The 6,666-nt window shown below is 62.4% G+C and carries 7 protein-coding genes; all 7 read left to right on the top strand.

The genetic code is table 11. The features are described from left to right. On the top strand, positions 1 to 729 hold a 729-nt coding region (locus AC1DKD_RS37690), incomplete at its 5' end, for an aspartate-alanine antiporter-like transporter (protein WP_477144450.1). A gap of 95 nt (positions 730 to 824) precedes the next feature. After that, on the top strand, positions 825 to 2,132 hold the full coding sequence (locus AC1DKD_RS37685) for a DUF3300 domain-containing protein (protein WP_477111997.1): 1,308 nt from the start codon (positions 825 to 827) through the stop codon (positions 2,130 to 2,132). Between the two features lie 12 nt (positions 2,133 to 2,144). Continuing rightward, entirely contained in the window at positions 2,145 to 3,059 is a 915-nt protein-coding gene (locus AC1DKD_RS37680; RefSeq protein WP_441635592.1) for a DUF2950 domain-containing protein, read from the top strand. Beyond that, a complete protein-coding gene (locus AC1DKD_RS37675; RefSeq protein WP_477111998.1) occupies positions 3,056 to 3,388 on the top strand; it encodes a hypothetical protein in 333 nt (110 codons plus the stop codon). Before AC1DKD_RS37680 ends, AC1DKD_RS37675 begins: the two co-directional genes overlap by 4 nt. 110 nt (positions 3,389 to 3,498) lie before the next feature. Then, a complete protein-coding gene (locus AC1DKD_RS37670; protein ID WP_477144451.1) occupies positions 3,499 to 5,115 on the top strand; it encodes a bifunctional aspartate transaminase/aspartate 4-decarboxylase in 1,617 nt (538 codons plus the stop codon). 281 nt (positions 5,116 to 5,396) lie between these two features. Beyond that, entirely contained in the window at positions 5,397 to 5,978 is a 582-nt protein-coding gene (locus AC1DKD_RS37665) for a YceI family protein (RefSeq protein ID WP_477111999.1), read from the top strand. Between the two features lie 165 nt (positions 5,979 to 6,143). Then, on the top strand, positions 6,144 to 6,653 hold the full coding sequence (locus AC1DKD_RS37660) for a hypothetical protein (RefSeq protein ID WP_441635598.1): 510 nt from the start codon (positions 6,144 to 6,146) through the stop codon (positions 6,651 to 6,653). Positions 6,654 to 6,666 lie beyond the last annotated feature (13 nt).

Below are 6,666 nucleotides of genomic sequence, written 5' to 3'. Positions count from 1 at the left end.
GAATTGGCCCGCTGGCCGGGCGCGCGCGGGGTGTTCCTCAAGAGGATCAAGCGCGGGCCAACCGAAACCGTGATCCCGGTCTTGCCCAAGACGAAACTCTACCGCGCCGACGTCGTCACGGTGGTTGGACGTACACAGGACATCAACGCGACCGCGAAGAAGCTTGGCTACATCGATCGACCTACTTCGGTGACGGACGTGGCCACCATGTCGCTTGCAATCACTGTTGGCGCGTTGATCGGCGCAATCGTCTTGAAGGTGGGCGGTGTTCCCTTGACCATTTCCACGGCCGGTGGCGCGCTGATTGCCGGCATTATCTTCGGATGGTACCGGGCAATCCACCCGACCTTCGGTCGCATACCGGAGCCTACGGTCTGGTTCATGAACTCGGTTGGACTCAATGTCTTTATTGCTGTTGTCGGAATCTCCGCGGGCCCCGGATTTGTCGCTGGCTTGCAGAAGCTTGGGATCAGTCTTTTCCTCTGGGGCATCTTTGCGACGTCGGTGCCGCTCATTGTCGGAATGCTGATCGCCAAGTATGTATTCCACTTTCATCCCGCTATCTTGCTGGGGGTATGCGCCGGCGCGCGGACCACCACAGCTGCGCTGGGTATGGTCTGCGAAGCCGCGAAGAGCCAGGTTCCGGGTCTCGGCTACACCGTTACCTATGCCGTGGGGAACACGTTCCTGACGATCTGGGGCATGGTCGTCATCATGATTCTCGCCTGAACTAGCGGTGCGCGATTTGATCTCGATAGCCTTTCGCCCCAGCCGCTTGGGTGGGGACTCGTGCACATGTCTCGCTCAGTCGATGGGGAGTCGCCATGAGTGCATGTGGTAAGCGGCTGGCTCAAGCCCTCCGGGCGTGGTTCCTCGTTGGGACACTGCTCGCATCAGGCGTTCCAAATGCCCAGGAGCAGGCCGCGCCTTCCTTTCAGCCAGAAGAGATCGAGGCATTGGTCGCGCCAATCGCGCTCTACCCGGACTCGGTGCTGTCCCAAGTGCTGATGGCTTCCACGTATCCCCTGGAGATCGTGTACGCCGCTCGCTGGGTCAAGGCCCATCCGAACCTCAAGGGCGATGACGCGGTCCAGGCTGTCGCGAGCGAATCATGGGACGTCAGCGTAAAGTCGCTGGTCGCCTTTCCTCAGGTCCTTGAGCCTATGTATGACAAGCTCGACTGGACGCAGAGGCTTGGCGACGCCGTTCTCGCGCAAGAAAAGGAAGTACTGGCTGCAGTGCAGCGCCTGCGCTCGCGGGCCCAGAAATCCGGCAACCTGCAGTCGAATGAGCAGCAACGGGTGATCGTGGAGCAGGCGACAACGGCCGAGGCGGTGTCGCCCACAATCGTTCGCATCGAGCCAGCCAACCCGCAAGTCATCTATGTCCCCGCCTATGACCCCACCATTGTCTATGGCGGATGGGGTTATCCGGCCTACCCGCCCTACTACTGGCCACCGTACCCCGCGTACTATCCCGGTGGCGCCCTCCTCGGCGGGTTCGCGTGGGGCCTTGGCTTTGCCGCCGCAGGTGCGATCTTCGGCAACTGTAACTGGGGCGGTGGGAACATCAACATCGACATCAACCGTGGCGCCCACATCGACCACCACTTCGATCGCAACAAGGCCCAGGGCGGACGCTGGCAGCACGACGCGAGCCATCGCAAGGGTGTTGCCTACCGCGACAATGCGTCTCGCGAGAAGTTTGGCCGCAGCGTGGCCGGCGCCGACAGGCGCGCGGACTTCCGTGGTCGCGAGGGGGCTGCCGGCGGGCGGACCAGCGTTGCCGACCGGACCGCGGCTGTTGACAGGGCCGGCACTGGCGATCGCATCGGAGCTTCAAGCAGGCCTGGCACGTCGGATCGCGCCGGCGCTTCAAACAGGCCAGGCACGTCCGACCGCGCCAGGGATGCCGACCGGTACAGCGCTGGCTTCGGCGGCCGCGACAACGCCTTCCAGGGTGTCGGCGGCGGCAATGTCGCGCAACGCGACGTCAACCGGGGACAGTCCAGCATGCAGTCTTCCGGGTTCAACCGCTCGAGCGGTGGTGGCGCGGGAGGCTACGGAGGTGGCGGGCGTGGCGGCGGGGGCGGATTTGGCGGTGGCGGACGCGGCGGCGGCGGCCGGCGCTAAGGAGAGACGGGCATGAACTCACCTCGGCTATGTCGTCAAGGCCGGCTCTTCATCACGGTATTCTCCGTGCTCAGTGCGCTGCTGTTGGGGCTCGGGGCGGTACCTGCCGCACACGCAAATCAGGTGTTTGCATCGCCCGAAGCAGCGATGAGGGCATTTGGCGACGCGGTACTCAATGATGACGAGGCGGCAATGAAGAGCCTTCTGGGCGCCAACTTTCGCGACCTGATACCGCCCGTGGGTGCCGAAGTCCGATACCAGTTTCTGGCGGCCTGGGGGAGTGCCCATGCACTCCAGCCGGCTGGCCATCGCGCGTACATCGCCGTGGGCAACGACGGTTGGACCCTGCCCATCCCTCTCGTGAAGTCGGCCCACGGCTGGCAGTTCGACACGCGCGCCGGGGCAGAGGAAATGCGTGTACGACGCGTCGGGAGGAACGAGCTGGCCGTGATCCAGACGATGCTGGCCATCCACGATGCGCAGAACGAATACGCCCTGGCCGCCCACGACGGCGGCGCCGTACTCGCCTATGCGCCCAGACTGTCGAGTTCCCCCGGAAAGCGGGACGGACTGTACTGGCCAACTCGCGCCGGTGAGCCAGCGAGCCCGCTTGGCCCGGCTTTCAAGGGAGCCGGCACGCGCAATGCCGGAAAGGATGGCTACTATGGCTATCACTACAAGCTCCTCACAGCGCAAGGCCCGCACGCGCCGGGCGGCGCATTCGACTACGTAGTCAACGGCAAGCTCTTCGGCGGATTCGCCGTCATCGCCTGGCCCGTGCGCTACCAGGACACTGGCGTGATGAGCTTCATGGTGAGCCACGAGGGCCAGGTCTATGAACGCGACCTGGGTGCCGACGGCGCCGCCAAGGCGTCGGCAATGAACACGTTTGACCCCGGCCCCGGCTGGAGAAAGGTCTCACCATGAAGAACCTGCTTGCTACCCTGATATTTGGCGCCATCCTGGCCGTCTCGGGTTGTACCTACTATGGCTATCCGGCCGGCACCGTACCCGCGAGCTATGACCGTTCGTTCTCCGCCGCCGCGGACGCCATGCGCGATCAGGGCGTGGCGATCAACGTTCAGGACCAGGCAAGCGGTACGGTCGCGGGCCAGCGAAACGGCAGCACCGTGACCGCCAGCGTGCGGCAGCAGGCCGACGGCAGCGTGCGCGTGCAGTTCAACACCAGTGACTCGCGCGATCCCGGCCTGCTCGATCGTATCTCGCAAAGCTACGACCGCCGGATGGGACGCTGATCGCAACAGGATCATGATTCTGAAGTTCACGCCATTGACTAGAATGGATTCCGTGATGCGTTGCTTGACTATTTTTCTCCGCTATGCGCCATTTTATGGGGGAATGCGCCATGAGTAAGCCAGATCCGTCGAAGTTGGAAAATCTCTCGCCGTTTGAACTCAAGGATGAGTTGATCAAGCTGGCCGGGAGCGTCACGAACCGTTTGATGCTTAACGCCGGACGCGGCAATCCCAACTTCCTTGCAACCGTGCCACGCCATGGCTTTTGGCAGCTTGGCTTGTTTGCCATGACCGAATCCGAACGGTCCTTTTCTTACCTCGCGGAAGGCGTCAGGGGTTTTCCCCGGAGGTCTGGCATCGAGGAGCGCTTCGATCTCTTCGCGCGTTATCACCGCGACACCCCGGGGGTCAGGTTCCTGGCAGGCGCCGTCTCTTTCGTGCGAGACCAGCTCGGCCATGATGGAGGCGATTTCCTCTACGAGATGTGCGAAGGCATCCTGGCTTGCAACTATCCGGTACCGGATCGCATGCTCAGGCTTAGCGAAAAGATCGTCAAGCAATACATCCGAAAGGAAATGATCGGCACGCATCCCTTTTTGGGCGATTTTGACTTGTACGCGGTCGAGGGYGGTACCGCGGCGATGACTTATCTGTTCAATTCGATGAAGGTCAACGGGCTGCTCAAGGCCGGCGACACGATCGCACTGGGCGTGCCCATCTTTACGCCTTATATCGAGATCCCGGAACTGAAGGAGTATGACCTGGCCGAACTGAAGATCGAAGCGGATCCGACTGCTGGCTGGCAATACCCTGACAAGGAGCTCGACAAGCTGCGGGACCCGAAGGTCAAGGCCTTTTTCCTTGTGAATCCGAGCAATCCCCCCTCGGTGCGAATGAGCGACGAGAGCCTCAACTATCTCGCTGCTATCGTCAAGGAACGTCCGGACCTGATCATCCTGACCGACGACGTGTATGGCACCTTTGCCGACAACTTTGTGTCGCTATTTGCCATGTGCCCGAAGAACACCATCCTGGTGTACTCGTTCTCCAAGTACTTTGGCGCAACCGGCTGGCGGCTAGGCGTGATCGCGACCCATAAGTCGAATCTGTTCGATGAAATGCTCTCGAACTTGCCAAAAGCCGTACGCCAAGACCTGCACCATCGCTACGCATCGATTACTACCGAACCGGACAAGTTGCCGTTCATCGATCGCATCGTGGCGGACAGCCGCACGGTGGCGCTCAACCACACGGCGGGTCTTTCCACCCCGCAGCAGGTGCAGATGGTGCTGTTCTCTCTGTTTTCCCTGATGGATTCGACCGAGAGCTACAAGAACGCCATGAAGCGGTTGATCCGAAGCCGCAAGGCGGCGTTGTATCGTGGCATGGGTGCAGCCCCCGAACCTGTGGATCCGAACGTGGTCGACTATTACACACTGCTCGACGTCGAACAGCAAAGCAAGGACGTCGGGCCGGATTTTGTCAAATGGCTCCTTGATTCGATTCRGCCCCACGAGTTGCTGTTCCGCCTGGCCGAGGAGGCGGGCGTGGTACTGCTGCCTGGCAAGGGATTCGGTACGCGCCACCCGTCGGGACGGGTTTCGCTGGCCAACCTCAACGAAGAGGACTATGTGAAGATCGGCCGCTGTGTGCGCAAGCTGCGCGACGAGTATCTCGAGCGCTATCGGAAGTCGGGCGGGGAACAGCACAAGGGCAAAAAGAAGTAGAGCCTGACGCCAGGCGCGTTTGCAAGCTACCTCCGCGAGAAGAGTCAGAGCCTTGCCATGGCCCCCGTCCGGCCTGCCCGGGCGGGGGCCGGYGCGGGCAACACGGCCTCGCCCTGCTCCATCCTGACTGCCCCTTTCGGCCTTTGCGGCTGTGGGAATGGAATAAATCCTGGCCGCCACGCGTTTACCCAGACAGACCACAACGCTTCGGCCGAGGAGAAAGCGTGCGCGATTTGCCACTCCGGTTCCGGGCCACGCGCGGGCACGCGATCGCCAAACTTATGCTCGCCGCATTCGCATCGCTGGCGGGCGCCGCCATCCAGGCCCAGCCCGCCGACGCGGCCGGGCGGCCCGATCGGTACGTGCTGGTGCCACAACACTCTAGCGTCACGCTCGATGTCGACGCCTTCTCGCGCTCAAAGATCAGGATGCGCTTTCACCAGATGAGTGCACAGCTCGAAGGAACGCAGGCCGGCTTTGACTCCGGCCGGGTCACGGTGACCATCGATGCCGCTAGCGTCGAGGCGCGCCCGCGCATCCTGTCTCCGCTCATCCGGGGCAGCGGCATGCTCGATGTGGCCCGCTATCCGGAGATCCGCTTTGTCAGTACCCGCTTTGTGCGGACCGGGGAAGGCAGCGGGTGCCTTATTGGCAACCTCACGGTCCGCGGCATCACGCGCCCGATCAGCCTTCTCGTAACACCAGCCGGCCCCATCGGAGATCCGCGACGCGATGACACGATTGCCTTCTCCGCGGTCGGAGAGGTCAGCCGGCGGGAATTCGACCTGGCAGCATGGTTCCCCGCCGTGGACGACGCCGTGCGCATGAATATCCAGGTGGAGTTCGCGCATGCCCCCCCCTGAAGCACCTGCCAATTCCGTGGGTTTCCTCGCCGACGCGGCAGCACGGGCAGCATCAGGGCTGGCGCAAAGGGGGGCAGCAGGAGCAGGGTCCGGAATGTAGCGGATGGACTATGCTTGGATTGAACCGGTCGAAAGTAACCTTACCTTCTGCAGTGGAGGATGGTGATGCAATATCGCTTCGCCCAGTGGCTGGCCGGCACCGCGGTTGCGCTGTCGGCCTGTGCGTCCCTGCAACCCGTGCAGACTGCGCAGCAGATGATCGGCAGCCCGGAAAGCTCCGTTCGCGAGACCTTTGGCGCGCCTACTGAGACCTATGCGCTCGCCGACGGCACCACCCGATGGATCTATTCGCACCAGCCCATGGGATTTGAAGTCTACGCCGCGGATTTTGACGCGAACGCAAAGCTCGTCAGCTTCCGCCAGATGTTGACTGAGAAAGAGATCTACGAGGCAAAGCCAGGCGTCTGGACCAAGCGCGACGTGACCGAGCGCTTTGGCCTGCCGCGGGAGCCTGTCCAGTACTACCCGCTCATGAAGCGCGAGGCATGGTCCTACCGGCTCTATGCGAATGGCTATCTGCCTGCCCACTTCAGTGTCTACTTTGACGACCAGGGCGTACTGGATCGCACGATGATCATCGCGGATCCGCTCGGAGGCGACCGGATGCGCAAGTGATGCCGCTCAGCGA

This window comes from Cupriavidus sp. 05T313 (assembly GCF_056396665.1).
Note: the sequence above shows the minus strand (reverse complement) of the source record. Positions and strands in the feature narration are given on the sequence as shown.